Source organism: Phenylobacterium sp. J426, from assembly GCF_024699945.1.
Lineage (GTDB): Bacteria > Pseudomonadota > Alphaproteobacteria > Caulobacterales > Caulobacteraceae > Phenylobacterium.
The window spans coordinates 1,866,437-1,883,486 of record NZ_JAJOMY010000001.1; the positions used below are offsets into that span (position 1 = coordinate 1,866,437).

Genomic DNA, 17,050 nt, shown 5'->3' on the forward strand with positions numbered 1-17,050 from the left:
ACGTGAGGATCCGACATGACCATCACCATGACCAAGCCCGCCGCTGTGAAGCCCGACTGGGAACGCCTTGCGCAACAGGCCGGTCCCGAACTCGCCGCCGGCGCCGCGCAGGCCGACGCGACCGATGCGTTCGTCGGCGAGAACCTGAAGATGCTGAAGGCGCGCGGTTTTCACACGGCCGGCGTCCCGGCCGAACTGGGCGGCGGCGGCGCAAGCCACGCCGAACTGGCCCAAATGCTGCGGACGCTCGCCCGCTACTGCGGTTCGACGGCGCTCGCGCTCTCGATGCATACGCACCAGGTGGCGGTTCCGGCCTGGCGCTGGCGGCGCACGCCCGAGGCCGTCGAGGGCCTGCTGAGGCGGATCGTCGCCGAAGAGCTGACGCTAGTCTCGTCGGGCGGCTCCGACTGGCTGGACGGCTCCTGCCGTGCAACGCCGGTGGAAGGCGGCTTCCGCGTGACCGGCCGGAAGGCGTTCGCGAGCGGCGCTCCGGACGGCGACCTGCTGATGACGATGGCGGTTCTCGACGCGCCCGAAGGGCCGACCGTCCTGCACCTGCCGATCCCGCTGAAGGCGGAGGGCGTCCGGATCCTGGACACCTGGCGCACCCTGGGCATGCGCGGCACCGGCTCGCACGACCTGGAGCTGGACGGCGTCTTCGTCCCTGAGGCGGCGGTGGCCGTGCGGCGCGCCGCCGGCAAATGGCACCCGGTGATGCACACCGTGACGCTGATCGCCTTCCCGCTCATCTATGCGGTCTATGTCGGGCTAGCGGAAGCGGCCCGCGAGACGGCGCTGGATCTCGCCGCGGTCCGCAAGTCGTCTCCCGACGTCGAACTTGTGATCGGCGAGATGGAGACCGAGCTCGCCGCAGCGCGGCTGGCGCTGGCCGACATGCTGGCCTGCGCGGCCGCCGACGAGCCGGGGGCGGCGGCCAGCAACCGCATCATGACCGGCCGCACCTTGGTCAGCCGCTCTGCGATCCGGACGGTCGAGAAGGCCATGGAGGCGGCGGGCGGCGCGGGCTTCTACCGCAAGACCGGTCTGGAGCGGATCTTCCGCGACGTGCAGGCCGCGCGCTACCACCCGCTGCAGGAGAAGGCCCAAAGCCGCCTCGCGGGCCGCGTGGCGCTGGGCCTCGACATCGACGGCTGACGTACCTGCGCTTCGACGCTTGCCATCTTTCAAACGCCCGTTAGACCTGGACGGGCATGGGCAACGACCTGACCGAAAAGCCGAAGGAATCCTATGACGACCGGCCGTTCCACACCGAGGGCCTGCCGCCCGAGGTGCGGGCGCCGCTCGCCGCCTTCAAGGGTGCGGAGCCGCCGGCTCCGCAGTGGTTCAGGGATGCGATCGCCGAAGAACCCGAGCGGAGCTTCGTTGTCGCCAACGGAACCCGGCTGGAACTGCTGACGTGGGGCGAGGTCGGCAAGCCCGGCTTGCTGCTGGTCCACGGCAACAGCGCGCACGCCGACTGGTGGAGCTTCATCGCGCCGTTCCTGGCCAAGGATTACCGGGTCGCCGCCTTCTCGCTGGCCGGGATGGGCGAGTCCGACTGGCGGGAGCGCTATGCGTTCACGGATTTCGCCAGCGACGCCGAGGCGTGCGCCCGGGCGGCAGGTCTTTACGAAGGCGGCGCCGCGCCGATCTACATCGGCCACTCGTTCGGCGGGGCGCAGGTCTTCTACGCTTCGGTGCAGAACCCGGCGCAGATGCGCGCCGCGATCCTCGTCGACACCGGCTTCGGCGGACCGCCGCCCGAGGTGCTCGAGGAGCGCCGGAAGAAGGCGGAGCAGGTCCGCAACATCCCGACCGCCGACCGGCCCAGCCGTGTGTACGCCACGCTGGAGCAGGCGCTGGGACGCTTCCGGCTGATGCCGCCGCAAGCGGCAGGCAATCTGTTCGTCGCCGACTTCATCGCCCGCCGCTCGCTGAAGCGGGCGCCGCTGGCCGACGGCTCAGGCGAGGGGTGGACCTGGAAGTTCGATCCCACGATGTGGGAGAAGCTGGATCGCACGAACGCGCCGTCCGCCGAGCGTGCGCCGCCGATCAATGTGCCGATGGTCCACATCTTCGGCGCGCGCAGCCGGATCATCGAACGGCGCAAGGCCGGCGAGCAGAGCTTCCTGGGCGAACGGGTGCGGGAGATCGAAATCCCCGAATCTGAGCATCACATCATGATCGACCAGCCCCTGGCCCTCGTGGCGTCGCTTCGCACCCTGCTGGCGACTTGGCCCGGCTGAGCCCTTGGCTTGAGCGATGCGGGCGCTTCGTGTAGCACCCGGCGCGAAGACTTCTTGGAGAGTGTGCTTCCGATGGCCGGACCGGCTTCCGACTACCACCGCGGCGAGATGGACATCGCCGAGCAGACCTCGACCTACAAGCTCGTCATGGGCATCACCAAGTGGGGTTCGCTCTACCTGGCCGCTGCGATCCTGGCGCTCACGATCTGGTTCTGCACCGAAGCTGGCTTCATGGCGGGCCTGATCTCGGCCGTCGTGCTCATCGTCCTGGGCACGCTCGTCCTGCGCGACAAGAAGGGCGGCGCGGCGCACTGAGCCGCCCGCAGCGGCCTGCGGTCGCACTCGAGGCTTGCCAGAGAGCGCGCGCCTTCCGATGGAAAGAGCGCGCCCTTCGGCGCCTATAGCTCACCTTAAAACGCTCGTTTGAATTCTGCTGTTCGGCGGCTGGACAAGTCCCGGAGCGCACCCCTATGGTCCCGCCCAATCAACAGGGGGGACATCGCGGCATGCCCGTCATCGCCGTCACCAAGGAGCGCCGCTCGGGAGAGACCCGCGTGGCTGCGGTTCCAGAGACGGTGAAGAAGCTGACCGCCGCGGGCTTCACCGTCGTCGTCGAGGCCGGCGCCGGTCTTTCCGCCGCCTTCCAGGACGCTGACTACGAAGCCGCGGGCGCCACCCTGGCCAGGACGCCCACGGACGCGCTTGGCCAGGCCGACATCGTCTTCAAGGTGCGCGCGCCGGAGCCCGAGGAGATCCAGGCCACGAAGAAGGGCGCACTGGTGGTCGCCCTGCTCAATCCGTATCAGGACAGGGCTACGCTGGATGCGCTGGCGGCGCAGGGCGCGACCGCCTTCGCGATGGAGTTCGTGCCGCGGATCACCCGGGCTCAGGTGATGGACGCGCTGTCGTCCCAGGCGAACCTCGCGGGCTACCGCGCTGTCATCGAGGCCGCCGAGGCCTACGGCCGGGCGCTGCCGATGATGATGACGCCCGCCGGCACCATCGCGCCGGCGAAGGTCTTCGTGATGGGCGTCGGTGTTGCGGGCCTGCAGGCCATCGCTACGGCGCGGCGCCTGGGCGCCGTGGTCACCGCCACCGATGTGCGGCCGGCGACCAAGGAACAGGTCGAGAGCCTGGGCGGCAAGTTCGTCGCCGCCGAGGACGAGGAGTTCAAGGCGGCCGAGACGTCCGGCGGCTACGCCAAGGAGATGAGCGCCGAGTACCAGGCCAAGCAGGCCGCGCTGATCACCGAGCACATCAAGAAGCAGGACATCGTGATCACCACGGCCCTCATCCCCGGCCGCCCGGCTCCCAAGCTGGTCAGCGCTGCTCAGGTCGCCTCCATGAAGCCGGGCTCGGTGATCGTCGACCTGGCCGTCGAACAGGGCGGCAATGTCGAGGGCTCGAAGCTAGGCGAGGTCGCCGTGGTCGGCGGGGTGAAGATCGTCGGCTATGCGAACCTCCCGGGCCGGATCGCCGCCGACTCCTCGGCGCTGTACGCCCGCAATCTCATGGCCTTCGCCGAGCTGCTGAAGGACAAGGAGGGCGGCTTCGCCCCCGACTATGAGGACGAGATCCTCAAGGCCGCGCTCGTCACCAAGGACGGCGCCATCGTCCACCCCTCGCTGAAGGGCTGATCCATGGAAGCCGTCGACCCCACCGTCTTTCGCCTGGCGATCTTCGTGCTCGCCATCTTCGTCGGCTACTACGTGGTCTGGAGCGTCACGCCGGCGCTGCACACGCCGCTGATGGCCGTCACCAACGCCATCTCCTCGGTGATCATCGTCGGCGCCCTGCTGGCCGCGGCGGCCTCGGGCCAGGGCGGCGAGTTGACGGGCAACGTGCTGATCTCGAAAGGGGCCGGCGCGATCGCCGCGGCCTTCGCGGCGGTCAACATCTTCGGCGGCTTCCTGGTCACCCAGCGGATGCTTGCCATGTACAAGAAGAAGGACAAGGGCAAGTGAGCGACGGCTACCGTCGCAACGCCGAGCTGTCCCGCGCGGCCATCGTCACCGCCGCCGGCGGGGCGGTGATCGCCATGTCGCAGCAGGCGGCGGTGGTGGGGCCTGGTCCCGCCGCGAAAGTCATCCTTTTGGCCGGCGGCGCGGTCGTCGCACTGGGCCTTCTATTCGCACTTCGCAGCCTGTTCGGTCGTCGGGGGGACGCTGACCAATGAACGCCAATCTCGCGGCCATCCTCTACCTCGTCTCGGGCGTGCTCTTCATCCTTGCGCTCCGGGGCCTCTCCTCGCCGACCTCCAGCCAGGCGGGCAACCGCAACGGCATGATCGGCATGGCGATCGCGGTCGGCACCGTGCTCGCCACGCTCTGGGGGCAGGGGGCGCTCGACGCCCTGACCCTGGCGCTGATCGCCGGCGGCGTCGCTATCGGCGGCGTCATCGGAGCGGTCATCGCCAAGCGCGTCGCCATGACGTCGATGCCCCAGCTCGTCGCCGCCTTCCACAGCCTCGTCGGCATGGCGGCCTGTCTGGTGGCGGTCGCCGCAATCCACACGCCCGAAGCCTACGGCATCGGCCATGCCGGGGCGATCCACAGCGTCTCGCTCGTCGAACTATCCCTCGGCCTCGCCATCGGCGCGGTGACCTTCACCGGCTCCGTGATCGCCTTCGCCAAGCTGAACGGCAACATGAGCGGCGCCCCGATCCTGCTGCCTGCCCGCCACCTGCTGAACGTCGCGATCGGCGTCGGCATCGTCGCCCTGATCGTGGTGCTGGTGATGAGCGGCGGCTCGGCGCTCTGGGCGTTCTGGGGGGATCTTCGCGCTCAGCCTGCTGATCGGCGTGACGCTGATCATCCCGATCGGCGGCGCCGACATGCCGGTCGTCGTGTCGATGCTGAACAGCTACTCGGGCTGGGCCGCGGCCGCGTTGGGCTTCACGCTCGAGAACACCACCCTGATCATCACGGGGGCGCTCGTCGGCTCCTCCGGCGCCATCCTCAGCTACATCATGTGCAAGGGGATGAACCGGAGCTTCGTCTCGGTGATCCTGGGCGGCTTCGGCGCCGACGACAGCGCGGCTGCGTCGGGCGGCCGGGTGGAGACCCGGCCGGTGAAGCAGGGCTCGGCTGACGACGCGGCCTTCATCATGAAGAACGCCTCGAAAGTGATCATCGTCCCCGGCTACGGCATGGCGGTCAGCCAGGCGCAACATGCGCTGCGCGAAATGGCCGACAAGCTGAAGGAGGAGGGGGTCGAGGTGAAGTACGCGATCCACCCCGTCGCCGGTCGGATGCCCGGGCACATGAACGTGCTGCTGGCTGAAGCAAACGTTCCCTACGACGAGGTCTTCGAGCTCGAGGACATCAACTCGGAGTTCTCGACGGCCGACGTCGCATTCGTGATCGGCGCCAACGACGTGACCAATCCGGCCGCCAAGACCGACCCGCAGTCACCCATCTTCGGCATGCCGATCCTCGACGTGGAGAAGGCCCGGACCGTGCTGTTCGTGAAGCGCGGCATGGCGTCTGGCTATGCGGGCGTCGAGAACGAGCTGTTCTTCCGCGACAACACCATGATGCTGTTCGCCGACGCCAAGAAGATGGTCGAGGGCATCCTCAAGGGGCTCTGACCCCCGTCAGGGGATCGATCAGGCGAACGGATCGTCCCAGCCGAAGCCGCGGCCGCCGCCCGGCGGAAGGCCGGCGGCCACCGGCCCGTGGGCGAGCGTCAGCAGGACGTAACCGTCGATCACGCCGTCACCATCGAGGTCGACCTCGACGCGGACCTGGGGACCCATCGGTCCCATCGTGGCGGGGCCAAACTCGCTGGTCCCGAAGTCGCCTGACTCAAAATCCACAGGCGGCGTGGTCGCGCCATCCCGCTCCGTGCCTCCGCCGCTCCCGGGAGCCAGCGTGGGCGGCGTCAGCGTCGCAGGCTCGCTCGTCGAAGGCTCGGCGGGGGGCGGCGGTACGGCGACCGGGCGGCCGTTCAGCACCAGGCGGTCGCCTTCCGCGACGTTGAAGTCCGTGACCACGCCAAGCAGAGTGTCGGCGCGGCCCAGCACATGAGGCGCGTTGATCACGAACGTATCCGCGCCCGGAGCCGCCCGTGGCGGTGACGCCGACGCGGAGCTCGAGCCTGTCGTCGCCCGCGCCGCCTTCCAGGAGGTCATTGCCGCCGCCCCCATCCAGCGTGTCGTCGCCGGCGCCGCCGATAATGCGCTCGTCGGCCGCGGTGCCGGTCAACCGGTCGTCGCCGTCGCCGCCCACGATCACTCGGGTCGTCTCGGCGGCGCTCGTTTCGCGGGGGGCTTTCCGTTCTGGTCCCCGCGGAGGGGGTCTCGAGCTTCGGCGCTTCGACGGCGTTTAGCGCCACCACCGTCGTGGCGACCGAACCGGCGGCGTCGCCGGCGGTCGGGGCGGCCGCCATCAGCGCGGCCTTCGGAGGTGCAGGCTCCGACAGCGCCGCACCCTGGATCGCGAGCTCGCGCTCCTGCGTCGGCGCCTTGACGTCCGGTGGGGGCGGCGGCGGGTCGACCGCCGGGGTCTCCGGCACGGGTGGGGTGGCGGCCTCGGCCGGGCCGGCGAACTCGACGGTCTCGTAGAAGAAGGCGGTGGCGATGACGAGCGCCAGGAAGGTCTGGGCCTGACGCCCGACCAGGCTGAACGGCACCACCACGGCGCTGTCCTCTTCCGCCTCGACCTGGCTGTTCAGGCGATCGCGCAGCGTGGCGTGCAGGTCGGCGCCCTCGCTCAGGGTGTCGTCCACCGCCGAGTGCACCACGAACTTGCCCTCGATGCGCGCCACGTGGATCAGGACGTCGCCGTTCTCATCGGTCACCACGCACCAGGGGTCGCCGGAATCGGTGGCCCCGAACACGGTCTCCACCCGCGCCCCGTCCGCGGTGAGGCGCTGGGCCAGCTCCTCCAGGCGCGCGCGCTCGGCGGCGGTCCAGTCGCCGTTGGAGCGCACGCGGGCGATGAAGGGAACGACGTCACCCATCGGGGCGGGAAGTCTCCTGGTCGGGCCGTCAGGCCGTGGCGCGGCCCTGCGCCGCGTCGGCTTCGAACAGCAGCCGGAAGAGTTCAGGTTCGTAGTAGCGGAGCAGGGTCTTGGCGAACTCGCTGGGATCGAGCCCCAGCGCCTGGGCCCACGCCGCTTGGGTCTCTATGGGGAGCCGGCCCAACCCGCTCTCCACCTGCGAGACGAAGGTGTAGTAGCGCAGGCCCACCTTCTCCGCCAGCTCAGCTTGCGTCAGGCCGGCGGTCTCGCGCGCCGTCTTCAGCCAGCGGCCAGCCTGCTGACGCAGGACCTTGATCTGGGCGGCCTTTACGGGGTCGGTCGCGGGTCTCGGCATCGGGGGTCCCTTCGGGGCCCTCGCGCCCCTTGCGGGCGGCGCGGGAGCGGACTACTACAGTTTTTCCGAAACAAATTACTACACAATGTGTAGCCGCGCGTCATCGGCTATCACAGCGCTCGAGAACGGGAAAGCAATGAAGCGTTTGTTCGTGTCGGCGGCCATGCTGCCGCTCCTTTATGCTGCCGGCGCCCAGGCGGAGACCAAGATCTCGACCGCCACAACCGCTCCAGTGCGGACCTCCACCGCCGCCAGCGGCCAGCCTGACTCACTGCTCATCGAGGCGAGCGGTTCGATCAAGCCGACCACGGCCGGCGCGGCGGTGACGATGGACTCCTCGCACGACGTCAAGAACGCGGGCGCGATCGGCTTCACTGGCGTGAACAACGCCGCCGGGGTTCTGCTGGTCGGCGGCCGGTCCGGAACGCTGACGAACACCGGTTTCATTGATCTTCTGGAGGACTACACCCCGACCGATGCCGACAACGACGGCGACCTCGACGGGCCCTTCGCGCAAGGCTCGGGGCGGTTCGGCATCCGGGCGACCGGTCCTGGGCCGTTCACCGGCAACATCGTCAACCAGGGCACGATCAGCGTTGAGGGCAACGACTCGGGAGGCATCTCCCTGGAGACGGCGTTGGCCGGCTCGCTGACCAGTTCGGGCTCGGTGTCGGTGGTGGGCGACCGATCCACAGGCGTCTCTGCGGCGTCTGTCAGCGGCGATGTCCGCATCACCGGCGCGGTTGCGGTGAAAGGCGAGGGCTCTCAGGCGGTCGTGCTGGGCGACGTGGGCGGCGGCATCGTGCTGCAGAACGGCGTCAGCGCCACCGGCTATCGGTCAACCATCCGCACCACGGACGACGCGACCCGCGCAAAGCTGGACGCCGACGACCTGAAGCAGGGCGGCGCGGCTGTGCGTCTGAGCGGCAGCGTCGCCAGGGGGCTGCTGCTGGATCGCCCACCGGCTGACGCCGACAAGGACGACAAGGACGAGGACGACGGACGGCGTCGAGGACGCGCTGGAGGCGACCGCCCAGATCGTCTCGGCCGGCGCCGCGCCGGCCCTCGACATCGGCGGCTCGGACGGCCACGAGCTTCGGTCGCGTGGGAACGGGCGAACTGGGCTATGGCATCGTGAACCGCGGCCAGATCGCGGCCGATGGGGTCAATGACGGCATCTCGGCCACAGCGGTCCGCATCGGTCAGACCGGCGGCGGGACCACGACGATCGATGGCGGAATCTACAACGCCAAGGCGGCGATCACCGCCAAGGCCTATGGGGCCGAGGCGACCGCCATCCTGCTGAATGCGGGCGCCGCCGTGCCCATTATCCGCAACACCGGCACCATCGCGGGCGATCAGGTGGGCGGCAAGCAGGACGGCCGCGGCATCGTGGACCTCTCGGGCAACCTGGCATTGGTGGAGAACTCGGGCGTCATCCGGGGCGCGGTAACCCCGAAGACCGGAGAGGCGGCGACGGCGCATGGCGTCGCCCTCGACCTTTCCGCCAATACGCTGGGCGCCGTGGTCCGCCAGGCGAAGGTCGCCACCGACGATACGCCCCAGATCGTGGGCGACGTGCGGTTCGGGGCCGGCGCCGACCGGCTCGAACTGCTGGGCGGCGTTCTTACCGGCGCCATGAGTTTCGGGGCTGGCGCCGACACGCTGATCATCGACGGCGAAGCCAGGGCGGCGGGTCGCCTGACCGACACGGACGGCGCGCTGGCGCTGGAGATCCGCAACGGCCGGCTGGCGGTCAGCAACACCGAGGCGATCGCCATCACGTCGTTGGACTTGGGCGCCAAGGGCGTCCTGGCGGTCACCATCGACCAGCAGGCCAACCAGGCGACGCGCTTCAACGTCGCCGGAACGGCGGCGCTCGCCGCGGGCGCGCAGGTGGAAGTTCAGCTGAAGTCTTTGGTCCGCGGCTCCCAGTCCTACCAGATCCTGCAGGCGCAGAACCTTCAGGTGGCCCAGACGGGGACCACGCTGGCGGGCGCGCCGTTCCTCTATCAGGCGGCGCTGCGCAGCGAACCGGGCGTGGGCGCGCTGTATGTGGACGTTCGGGCCAAGACGGCGGCCGAGCTCGGCCTCAACCGATCGGGCGGTCAGGCCTACTCGGCCGTGTTCAACTCGCTCGACACCAACGACGCCATCGAACAGGCCTTCCTCGCCCAAACGACGCAGGCCGGCTTCATGGGTCTGTACCAGCAGATGCTGCCGGACCACTCAGGCGGGGCGATCATGTCGGCCGCGGCCATCTCGGCAGCCGTTTCGTCGGCGACCTCACAGCCGATGGCCATCGATCGCGCCTCGGGCGTAGGAGTCTGGGCGCAGGAGATCCTGTTCGAGATCCGCCGCGACCGCACCGACGCCAATGGCTTCAAGTCGCAGGGCTTCGGCTTGGCAGGGGGCGTGGACCTGCTGGGCGATGCGAACGCCGTGGGCGTCACCGCGGCCTTCGTCGCCACCGAGTATCGCGACCGCGGGCGCCGCAGCCGGCGAGCAGGTGTCGATGAACGTCCTGAACGGCGGCGGATACTGGCGCTTCGACACCGGGGGCCTGCACGCCGACGCGCGGGTGGGCGTGGGTTACGCCTGGTTCGACGGCGACCGCAGGCTGGTGGGCGGAGGCCTCGATCTGCGCAGCGAGGCCGACTGGACGGGCTGGCTCGTCGACGCCCATGCGGGCGCCTCGTATACGGCGAACCTCGGCAAGCTCTACGCACGGCCGGAGCTGAGCCTCGATTACCTGCGGCTGTCCGAGGACGGCTACAGCGAGAGCGGCGGCGGCGCGGGCTTCGACCTGACTGTCGACAAGCGGAAGGGTGACCTGCTGACCGGTCAGGCGGCGTTGGCCGTCGGCTACCGGTTCGGCGAGGAGGTGTATTGGGCGCCTGAGCTGAAGGTCGGCTGGCGTCAGCGGTTGGCCGGAAGCCCCGGCAAGACCACCGCTCGCTTCGGTACGGGCGCGCCGTTCGTCCTCGACGCCGAGCAGGTGTTCGATGGGGGACTTGTCGTCCGCCTCGGCCTCCGTGGCGGTTCCGAAAAGGTGCTGTTCGCCATCGATGGCGGCGGTACGTTCGAGAGCGACTACAAGCAGTATGACGTCCGCGCGACGGTGCGCTTCCAGTTCTAGAGCGACAGTTTTCCGGCGGAGCCCGCATGTCGAATGACGTACGGGTTCCGCCGACGCTGAGTGTTCGTGGACGGTTCGAGCAGATCGCCAAACAACGGTTTGATGCTCGCCCAGTTTTTGCCTAGAAGCGCCGCCAGTTAACCACGCCTTACGCGGTTGGGTTCTGCCGAAGCTTGGCTGTCCGGGTCGGGGCGGTCCTGTCGAGATCCTCGGCGATAGGTGGAGTTGACAGCATTGACGGACCTGAGCTTGGCCCAGGACGGGCGCGTGCGGCACTGGCTGCTGGACGCCGCGCTGGGCGGCATCGTGGCTCTGGCGGCCATCACCCTGGCCCATGCCGCGCGCCCTGAGGCGCCCGCACCGCTCGCACAGGCCTCGCCCCCGGCGCCCGTCCAAGCCGCCCCAAGTCCGGAAGAACCCCCGATCCTGATCGCGTTCCAGGACCCCGTGCCCGGCCGCGTGGTGGTGTCCCCCTTCGGTTTGCGGCAGTTGCCGTGGGAAGAGGGCGGCCGGCTGCACGCCGGCGTCGACATCCAGGCGGAGTCCGGTGAAGCCGTCCGCGCGGCGGCTGACGGCGTTGTCGTGGAGGCCGGCCAGAGTTCGACCTATGGCCGCTACGTCGCGCTGAAGCACGCCGAGGGGCTGACCAGCTTCTACGCCCACCTGGGCGCCGTCTCGGGTCATCTCCGTCGCGGCATGGCCATCAAGGCGGGAGAAGCGGTCGGCAAGATCGGCTCGTCCGGCGTATCCACCGGGCCCCACCTGCACTTTGAGATCCGCGACAGCCGCGACCGTCCGCTGAACCCGACCCTGTTCCTCGGACGCGAGTTCGCGGAAGCGGGCGATCTCCCGCTACGCAAGGCGCAACGATTCGCGCGCACGGTGCGGATCGCCCAGGTGTCGACGATCCCGCAAAGCAAGCGCGCACTCATGGAGGCGAAGCTGGAGAAGCAGGAAATGGCCAAGGCGGTCCGGCTGGCCGAGAAGAGCGGCAAGGCTCCGCCGGCGGTTGCGGCGGATGCCGCGGGCGCGGCGCGCGACGCAGTCGCCGTCGAACGGTTCGAAGGACTGAAAGTGCTCCCCTCTGGCGACGACGGGCGACCCCGCGCGCAGATCACCTCCTAAACCTCGACGCCAGCGTTCAGGCGCCTCATAGGTCGGACGTGCGGGGCGAACTCATCGATATCGGCGGACGCCGCCTGCGGGCCGTGCGCCAGGGGCCGGCGGGCGGGCCGCTCGTCGTCTGCGAGCACGGCGCGTTCGGTTGCGCGGCCGACTGGGCGATCGTGCAGGAGAAGCTCTCCGACCTGGGCCTACGCAGTCTGGCCTATGATCGCGCAGGGATGGGTCATTCCGATCCCGGCCCCGAGCCGCGCGACGGTCGTGCGGCGAACGAGGACCTCTCCGCTCTCCTGGACGCCGCGGGCGAGACGGAGCCCTTCGTCCTGGTTGGGCATTCGATGGGTGGGCTGAGCTCGCGCTTGTTCGCCTTGACCCGCCCGGAGCGGGTCTCGGGCCTGGTTCTGGTGGACGCGGTGACGCCCGACGCCCTGGACCTCCCCGGTGCGTCGGCGGCGGTCGCGGCGTTCGGGCAACTGCTGCGGCTCGCTAGCTTCGCCGGACGCTTCGGCCTGATGCGCCCGGTGTCTCTGATCAGCGGCAACCTCATCGGGCTGACCGGTGAGGCCGCGCCCGAAAAACGGCGCATCCACGGCTCGGCGGTTCATGCGCGCTGGGCGGCGGCGGAAGTGCTGCAATGGCCCGCGACGGCCTCTTTGGCCGGCGCCGCCGAGTTGCCGAAGAATCTGCCGGTGGCGGTCGTCACCGCGGGCGCGGCCCATACCCGGAAGCCGCTGAAGGCGATCCAGGAAATCCCCGCGATGCGGTCACGGTTCGGGCACATCGACCACGTCGCCCGCTGCAACCACGCGAACCTGCTGGGGCCCCGCTATGCCGACGCGATCGTCCGGGGAGTCGAGCACGTGCTGGTCATGAATCCGGCTCGCGGGGGATGAGCCCCGCGGCGGCCAGGAAGCGGTCGCCGACTAGACTGCGTACCCGGACAGGGCTGTCCGCGGCGAGCAGGGGGCAACTCACCCCGCCCTCCGAGACGATCGCCGGCAGGGCGCCGCGCGCGCGGCGGGGAATGGTCTGTAGCCTCGCCTGTTGCGCCTTCGGCAGACGCGCGGCGATGCCGGCCAAGGGGCGAACGACACACGGCGCCGCGACGTCGAGCTCGAAGCGGCCGTCCCACACGCCGACGTGACCGGGCTGGAGATTCAGCGGGGCGAGGCCGCCTCGCGCGACTTCGCCGGCTTCGCGGAAGATTCGCACCTGCGCCTTATCCGCCTCGATGCGCGCGCCGGCCAGGGTCGCCGTCAATGGGGCGTCGCTGCGAAGGCTCTCGGCCAGGCGGGCCAAGCTGGACGCGGCCGGCGGCCGGCTTCCCCCGCCGGCGCAGACACAGGCCAGCCCGACGAACCGCTCGCCCTCGCCCTCGCCGAGCTCCGTGCGGGCGACCGTCAGCACGCCAAGCTGTTCCTCGAAGGCGAGTTCCAGAGGCTGGCCTTCGGCCACGCTGTGAGCGGGGTCCTCCGCCGCGAGCGGCCGGGCCCTGGCGCGCGCATACCGGGGGTCGGAGTTCGCCGGATCTTCGATCCAGGTTTCGCCTCGCTCCGCCAGCCACGCCCGCAACTCGGCCCGCCGGAGCTCCAGGAGCGGGCGCAGTAGGAAGAGCGCCCGCCCTTCCGGCCAGACAGGCGAAGGCGCCCAGGTCCGCGGCTCGGGCGTCGTCGCCCCGGCGTCGCGCATCCGCCGGGCCTCAAGCACGTCGTCGCCGGTGTGCCCCAATAGGATCACCACAGCGCCGGCCTGACGCGCGGCGTCGGCGATAAGGCGGTGCCGGGCGGCGCGCGCGGCGGCCGGCAGGCCGCGAACGGGCTTGTCGCCGCTCCACGTCAGCGCCTGGAAGGGGCGGCCGAGCCGCCGGGCAGTTTCCGCGCAGGCCGCGATCCAGGCCGAGCTCGCCGGATTCAGCTGATGGTCGACGCTCAGGACCAGGAGGTCGCGCCCCACGTCGTGCGCCCAGGCGTCAGCCATCAGCAGAAGCGCGAGGGAGTCGCCGCCTCCGGACAAGGCGACGGCGATCGGCCGGGCGCGGCTGGTCGAGAGCCTGCGGTCGAGATGGGCGCGCGCGCGGTCTTCTAGGCCGCGCACTTCGCCTGGGTTCGCGTCGAGGCCGCGCGGCTGGTGATGTTCGCCGGAGCCTTGGGATAGCGCTTGGGCAATTCGGCCAAGGTGCGGCAGGCATCCTGGGGCTTTTTCAGCGCAACCAGGGACCGGGCGAGCTCGACGACGGCGTCGGGCGCCCAGCTCGTCTGAGGCCAGCCGCGGATGGCGGCCAAGTAGGCGGCGGCGGCGTCGGTGTGGGCGCCACGCACCGACTGGGTCTTGCCCAGCCAGTAGCGCGCCTCCGGCGTGCGCTGGTGGTCGGGGAAGGCCTCGACGAAGCCTGCGAAGGCGGTCTCGGCGCCATCGTAGTCTCCCGACAGCATCAGCTGGCGCGCCCTGGCGAAGGCGTCGGTCGGATTGCCGACGGGGGGCGGGGGGGGCGGTGGAACGCCGCCGGACGGGGCGGCCGTCGCCGCCTGCTCGATCGCGGCGAGCTTGTCGGACATGCTCTGGAGCTGGGTCCGTAGGGCTCCGTTCTCGCGCTTGGCCTGCTCAAGCTCGAAGGTGGTGGTCTCCAGCGTGCCATTCAGGCGGCGCAGGGTTTGCTCCAGGTCGCCGATCCGGCTGGAGAGCTCCTCCATACGGGCGTCGGTGTCGGCGGGCTGCACCACTACCGGTTTTCCCGTGTCACGCATCTGGAAGACGATGCCGCGCAGCTCGCGGACGACCTTCTCCATCCGCTCCACGCGACGCCCATCGCGAGCGTCGAGCGGATCGGCCTCCGGCGCCGGAAACGGCGTCTGGGCGGAAGCGGGCGCCGCCGTCGCAAGGACGGTGAACGCCAGGAGGGAAAGGGCCAAACGGCTGCGCGGCATCGATCAGACCTCTTAGCGCGCGCCGCTCACGATGGCGGTGCGGGCGTTACGGTTACGCTGGTAGGCATCCTCGCTCGTGCCGGGGTCGATCGGCTGTTCCTTGCCGAACGAGATGGTCGAGATCCGGTCGCTGGTGACCCCGCGGCCGACGAGATAGTCGCGCACGGCGTTGGCGCGGCGCGCGCCCAGGGCGAGGTTGTACTCCCGGGTGCCGCGTTCATCGGCGTTGCCTTCGATGCGGACGCGGACGCTGCCGTACTGGCGCAGCCAGTTGGCCTGGGCGTCGAGAAGCGGGCGGGCGTCGCTGCGGACGTCGTGGCTGTCCAGGTCGAAGTAGACGCGGTCGCCGACATTGACGATGAAGTCCTGCGCCGAGCCGGGCGTGGCCGCAAGCGGCCCGCTGCTGACGGGTGGCGGCATGTCGCCGGGCTGCGCCGCAGGCGGCGGCGTGGTCGACGGCGCGGTGTCGAACTGCGGCTTCGGCCGGCTCGAGCAGGCCGCCACGGATGCCGCGGCCACCGCAATGAGCGCCAGGCGGTAAGCCGTGCTCCTGTTCACGTTACCAGACATCCTTAGGTCTCCTCGTTTCTCGTGATCGGTTTCATAGTCAGCGTCTATCGGGCGGGATTTTGGCGCAAGTCAGTTCAGCAGCGGCGACCACGCCGGGTCCGAGCCCGAGCCGGGGTAGGGCATGGGCTGTAGCACACGACCTGTGACATCCACGCTCCATAGCCGCGGCGCGCCGCCGGGCGTCTCCCGCGAGAACATCAGCACCCGGCCGTTGGGCGCCCAGGTCGGGCCCTCGTCCAGATAGCTGGAGGTCAGGAGTCGTTCGTCCGACCCGTCGGGACGCATCACGCCGATGTGGAACTGGCCGCCGGTCTGCTTGGTGAAGGCGATGAATTCGCCGGTCGGGCTCCAGACCGGGGTCGTGTAGCGGCCCTGTCCGAAGGAGATCCGGCGCGGGTTCGAGCCATCCGCCCCCATCACATAGATCTGCGGCGAGCCCGAGCGGTCGGAGTTGAAGGCGATCCGCGCGCCGTCCGGGGAGAAAGACGGCGACGTGTCGATCGAGGGGTCCGACGTCAGCCGCGTCGACGCCCGGCTCGCCAGGCTCATCACGAAGATGTCGCTGTTGCCTCCGCGTTCGACCGAAAACGCGACCCGGCCGCCGTCAGGCGAGAACCGCGGCGCGAAGACCATGCCCTGAAAGCTGCCGAGGCTCTCGCGACGGCCCGTTTCGAGGTTGAACAGATAGATCGCCGAGCCCTCCGGCCGCAGCGACATGTAGGTGATCTCCTGAGTGTTGGACGAGAAGCGCGGCGTCATGACGATGTAGGAGCCATCGGTCAGGTAGCTCGGATTGGCGCCGTCCTGGTCCATGATCGCCAGCCGCTTGATGCGCTTGGCCCGCGGGCCGCTCTCGGCGACGAACACCACGCGGGTGTCGAAGTAGCCTTTCTCGCCCGTCAGGCGCTCGTAGACGGCGTCGGAGATCTTGTGGGCGACCCGCCGCCAGTTCTCGGGGCTGGAGGTGAACTGCAGCCCCAGCAGCTGCTGCTCGGCGTAGACGTCCCACAGGCGGAAGTCGACGCGCAGCCGGCCGCCTTCGACCGTGACCTGGCCATTCACCAGCGCCTGCGCGCTGATCTGCTTCCAGTCGTTGAAGCGCGGCTGCACGGCGATGTTGATGTCGCGCTCGAGGTAGCCGGCCGGATCCAGCGGCCGGAACAGGCCGGAGCGCTGCAGATTGGCGCTGATCACCTGGGCGATGTCGGCGCCCTGCTGGCCGCCAAAGGCGGGGACGGCGATCGGCAGCGGCTGCAGGTCGCCGCGATTGACGTTCACCTCGATCTCGGCGCGGGCGGCGGGCGCAGCGAGGCAGAAGGCGAAGACGCAGGCGAGCGCGAGGATGAGGGGGCGCATGGTGAGGTTCCGGAGGGTTCTGGTCATTGCGAGGCGCAGGCTTCCCGGGCGTTGAAGTTCACCGCGATGCGCTGACCATAGTAGTCGCGCGACAGTCCGTGGAAGGGTGAAGCGGCATAGACGGCGCGTTCCGCGCGTTCGGCGGACGCTTGAGCCACCGGGGTCCGCGGGCCACGGATCTCAGAGCTCACCTGGCCCACCAGCTGTCCGCCCGAGCCGATGTTGAAGACGACGCGGACCACGACATCGCGGCCGCCCTCGACTTCGCAGTTGGGGTTCCAGCGGCGCTGCAGTTCTTCCACGAGCCCCTGCATGTCGGCTCCGGCGGCGAGGCCTGAGCCGGCGGTGTTGCGCGGCGTAGTCGAGGTTTCGGGCC

Annotated in this window: 19 protein-coding genes and 1 pseudogene; 11 read left to right on the forward strand and 9 right to left on the reverse strand. The window is 69.9% G+C overall.

Going from position 1 to position 17,050, the window contains the following annotated elements; genetic code table 11:
* The first annotated feature begins 15 nt into the window (after window positions 1-15).
* From LRS10_RS09795 to LRS10_RS09825, 7 genes and pseudogenes are all read left to right on the forward strand, one after another.
* Window positions 16-1,155 carry an acyl-CoA dehydrogenase family protein gene (locus LRS10_RS09795; RefSeq protein ID WP_257837085.1) on the forward strand — a complete coding sequence of 380 codons (1,140 nt, stop codon included), beginning with the start codon at window positions 16-18 and terminating at the stop codon, window positions 1,153-1,155.
* 56 nt (window positions 1,156-1,211) lie between these two features.
* Window positions 1,212-2,246: an alpha/beta fold hydrolase gene (locus tag LRS10_RS09800; RefSeq protein WP_257837086.1), complete on the forward strand. Its 1,035-nt coding sequence runs from the start codon at window positions 1,212-1,214 to the stop codon at window positions 2,244-2,246.
* A gap of 72 nt (window positions 2,247-2,318) precedes the next feature.
* Entirely contained in the window at window positions 2,319-2,561 is a 243-nt protein-coding gene (locus LRS10_RS09805) for an aa3-type cytochrome c oxidase subunit IV (RefSeq protein ID WP_257837087.1), read from the forward strand.
* Window positions 2,562-2,752: 191 nt separating this feature from the next.
* Window positions 2,753-3,883 (forward strand): Re/Si-specific NAD(P)(+) transhydrogenase subunit alpha, encoded by a 1,131-nt coding sequence (locus LRS10_RS09810; protein ID WP_257837088.1) that lies wholly within the window; start codon window positions 2,753-2,755, stop codon window positions 3,881-3,883.
* 3 nt (window positions 3,884-3,886) lie between these two features.
* Entirely contained in the window at window positions 3,887-4,210 is a 324-nt protein-coding gene (locus LRS10_RS09815; protein WP_257837089.1) for a proton-translocating transhydrogenase family protein, read from the forward strand.
* Entirely contained in the window at window positions 4,207-4,422 is a 216-nt protein-coding gene (locus LRS10_RS09820) for a hypothetical protein (protein ID WP_257837090.1), read from the forward strand. Before LRS10_RS09815 ends, LRS10_RS09820 begins: the two co-directional genes overlap by 4 nt.
* A pseudogene (locus tag LRS10_RS09825) lies at window positions 4,419-5,835 on the forward strand (NAD(P)(+) transhydrogenase (Re/Si-specific) subunit beta). Before LRS10_RS09820 ends, LRS10_RS09825 begins: the two are co-directional and overlap by 4 nt.
* Window positions 5,836-5,853: 18 nt before the next feature.
* On the opposite strand, the gene LRS10_RS25065 reads toward LRS10_RS09825, so the two are convergent.
* The 4 genes from LRS10_RS25065 to LRS10_RS09840 are packed head-to-tail and all read right to left on the reverse strand — an operon-like array spanning window position 5,854 to window position 7,563.
* Window positions 5,854-6,003 (reverse strand): hypothetical protein, encoded by a 150-nt coding sequence (locus tag LRS10_RS25065; protein WP_374569716.1) that lies wholly within the window; start codon window positions 6,001-6,003, stop codon window positions 5,854-5,856.
* A gap of 49 nt (window positions 6,004-6,052) precedes the next feature.
* Window positions 6,053-6,481 (reverse strand): hypothetical protein, encoded by a 429-nt coding sequence (locus LRS10_RS25070; RefSeq protein WP_374569718.1) that lies wholly within the window; start codon window positions 6,479-6,481, stop codon window positions 6,053-6,055.
* On the reverse strand, window positions 6,375-7,208 hold the full coding sequence (locus tag LRS10_RS09835) for a hypothetical protein (RefSeq protein ID WP_257837092.1): 834 nt from the start codon (window positions 7,206-7,208) through the stop codon (window positions 6,375-6,377). Before LRS10_RS09835 ends, LRS10_RS25070 begins: the two co-directional genes overlap by 107 nt.
* A 28-nt stretch (window positions 7,209-7,236) precedes the next feature.
* Window positions 7,237-7,563: a helix-turn-helix domain-containing protein gene (locus LRS10_RS09840; protein ID WP_257837093.1), complete on the reverse strand. Its 327-nt coding sequence runs from the start codon at window positions 7,561-7,563 to the stop codon at window positions 7,237-7,239.
* Between the two features lie 136 nt (window positions 7,564-7,699).
* Here LRS10_RS09840 and LRS10_RS09845 point away from each other — a divergent pair, with 136 nt between their 5' ends.
* The 4 genes from LRS10_RS09845 to LRS10_RS09860 all read left to right on the forward strand — a co-directional run bounded on the left by LRS10_RS09845 (window position 7,700) and on the right by LRS10_RS09860 (window position 12,717).
* Window positions 7,700-8,701, forward strand: coding sequence for a hypothetical protein (locus LRS10_RS09845; RefSeq protein ID WP_257837094.1), 1,002 nt, complete (start codon window positions 7,700-7,702; stop codon window positions 8,699-8,701).
* A gap of 1,377 nt (window positions 8,702-10,078) precedes the next feature.
* A complete protein-coding gene (locus LRS10_RS09850; RefSeq protein ID WP_257837095.1) occupies window positions 10,079-10,702 on the forward strand; it encodes an autotransporter domain-containing protein in 624 nt (207 codons plus the stop codon).
* Window positions 10,703-10,936: 234 nt separating this feature from the next.
* Window positions 10,937-11,827: a M23 family metallopeptidase gene (locus tag LRS10_RS09855; protein ID WP_257837096.1), complete on the forward strand. Its 891-nt coding sequence runs from the start codon at window positions 10,937-10,939 to the stop codon at window positions 11,825-11,827.
* A 38-nt stretch (window positions 11,828-11,865) separates the two neighbouring features.
* Complete coding sequence (locus LRS10_RS09860; RefSeq protein ID WP_257837097.1) at window positions 11,866-12,717, forward strand: alpha/beta fold hydrolase; 852 nt, start codon at window positions 11,866-11,868, stop codon at window positions 12,715-12,717.
* Here the strand turns inward: LRS10_RS09860 and tilS are convergent.
* The 5 genes from tilS to LRS10_RS09885 form a co-directional block, all read right to left on the reverse strand.
* Window positions 12,692-13,918: a tRNA lysidine(34) synthetase TilS gene (gene tilS, locus LRS10_RS09865; RefSeq protein ID WP_257837098.1), complete on the reverse strand. Its 1,227-nt coding sequence runs from the start codon at window positions 13,916-13,918 to the stop codon at window positions 12,692-12,694. The genes LRS10_RS09860 and tilS overlap by 26 nt on opposite strands.
* Window positions 13,906-14,748 carry a tol-pal system protein YbgF gene (ybgF, locus tag LRS10_RS09870; protein WP_257837099.1) on the reverse strand — a complete coding sequence of 281 codons (843 nt, stop codon included), beginning with the start codon at window positions 14,746-14,748 and terminating at the stop codon, window positions 13,906-13,908. The genes tilS and ybgF overlap by 13 nt, the downstream gene beginning before the upstream one ends.
* 12 nt (window positions 14,749-14,760) lie before the next feature.
* Window positions 14,761-15,318, reverse strand: a complete 558-nt coding sequence (gene pal, locus LRS10_RS09875; RefSeq protein WP_257837100.1) for a peptidoglycan-associated lipoprotein Pal — start codon at window positions 15,316-15,318, stop codon at window positions 14,761-14,763.
* A gap of 69 nt (window positions 15,319-15,387) precedes the next feature.
* On the reverse strand, window positions 15,388-16,674 hold the full coding sequence (gene tolB / locus LRS10_RS09880; RefSeq protein WP_257837101.1) for a Tol-Pal system beta propeller repeat protein TolB: 1,287 nt from the start codon (window positions 16,672-16,674) through the stop codon (window positions 15,388-15,390).
* A gap of 23 nt (window positions 16,675-16,697) precedes the next feature.
* The gene (locus LRS10_RS09885) at window positions 16,698-16,988 is read right to left on the reverse strand and encodes a hypothetical protein (RefSeq protein WP_257837102.1); all 291 of its coding nucleotides are present in this window, start codon (window positions 16,986-16,988) and stop codon (window positions 16,698-16,700) included.
* Window positions 16,989-17,050 lie beyond the last annotated feature (62 nt).

What these genes read in the sequence shown, in the direction of transcription:
- LRS10_RS09810 (WP_257837088.1), top strand. Translation starts at nt 2,753, where the DNA reads ATGCCCGTCATCGCCGTCACCAAGGAGCGCCGCTCGGGAGAGACCCGC.
- LRS10_RS25065 (WP_374569716.1), bottom strand. Translation starts at nt 6,003, where the DNA reads ATGGGTCCCCAGGTCCGCGTCGAGGTCGACCTCGATGGTGACGGCGTG.
- LRS10_RS09845 (WP_257837094.1), top strand. Translation starts at nt 7,700, where the DNA reads ATGAAGCGTTTGTTCGTGTCGGCGGCCATGCTGCCGCTCCTTTATGCT.
- LRS10_RS09885 (WP_257837102.1), bottom strand. Translation starts at nt 16,988, where the DNA reads ATGCAGGGGCTCGTGGAAGAACTGCAGCGCCGCTGGAACCCCAACTGC.
- LRS10_RS09795 (WP_257837085.1), top strand. Translation starts at nt 16, where the DNA reads ATGACCATCACCATGACCAAGCCCGCCGCTGTGAAGCCCGACTGGGAA.
- tolB (WP_257837101.1), bottom strand. Translation starts at nt 16,674, where the DNA reads ATGCGCCCCCTCATCCTCGCGCTCGCCTGCGTCTTCGCCTTCTGCCTC.
- LRS10_RS09815 (WP_257837089.1), top strand. Translation starts at nt 3,887, where the DNA reads ATGGAAGCCGTCGACCCCACCGTCTTTCGCCTGGCGATCTTCGTGCTC.
- ybgF (WP_257837099.1), bottom strand. Translation starts at nt 14,748, where the DNA reads ATGCCGCGCAGCCGTTTGGCCCTTTCCCTCCTGGCGTTCACCGTCCTT.
- LRS10_RS09840 (WP_257837093.1), bottom strand. Translation starts at nt 7,563, where the DNA reads ATGCCGAGACCCGCGACCGACCCCGTAAAGGCCGCCCAGATCAAGGTC.
- LRS10_RS09805 (WP_257837087.1), top strand. Translation starts at nt 2,319, where the DNA reads ATGGCCGGACCGGCTTCCGACTACCACCGCGGCGAGATGGACATCGCC.
- pal (WP_257837100.1), bottom strand. Translation starts at nt 15,318, where the DNA reads ATGTCTGGTAACGTGAACAGGAGCACGGCTTACCGCCTGGCGCTCATT.
- LRS10_RS09850 (WP_257837095.1), top strand. Translation starts at nt 10,079, where the DNA reads ATGAACGTCCTGAACGGCGGCGGATACTGGCGCTTCGACACCGGGGGC.
- LRS10_RS09800 (WP_257837086.1), top strand. Translation starts at nt 1,212, where the DNA reads ATGGGCAACGACCTGACCGAAAAGCCGAAGGAATCCTATGACGACCGG.
- LRS10_RS09835 (WP_257837092.1), bottom strand. Translation starts at nt 7,208, where the DNA reads ATGGGTGACGTCGTTCCCTTCATCGCCCGCGTGCGCTCCAACGGCGAC.